At 51.0% G+C, this 343-nt stretch carries 1 pseudogene; it reads right to left on the reverse strand.

The annotated features are described in order from the left end of the window. Nucleotides 1-343, reverse strand: a pseudogene (locus PSI23_RS22205) (DEAD/DEAH box helicase); the annotation flags it as partial.

Raw genomic sequence — 343 nt, forward strand, 5'->3', positions numbered from 1 at the left:
ACAGAAGCAGATAGTAGGCTGATTTTCTCCCAGTTTCAGCCAGCTACTGACCACATCCCCCACCAAATCAGCCCCGCACATGATTTCCGCTATTTCGTCTTCCTTGTAATCGCTGCCGTAGTCGTCATTGCGGGCAGACTTCACCCCGGTTAAATCGGGTTTCGTGGGGGCATAGAACTCATACGCGCTCAGGTCGCCACGCTGAATTAACTCTTTTATCGTGGTGGGCTTAATCAGCTTCTGGTAGTAGTGACCGAGGAACGGCGAGAACGGGGTGCCCGATAATCCGATAACCTTACAGTCTGTTTCGGTTATCAGCCGCGTAATTTCTTCCAGTATCTTC

Source organism: Xenorhabdus yunnanensis (assembly GCF_028598805.1).
Taxonomy (GTDB): domain Bacteria; phylum Pseudomonadota; class Gammaproteobacteria; order Enterobacterales; family Enterobacteriaceae; genus Xenorhabdus; species Xenorhabdus yunnanensis.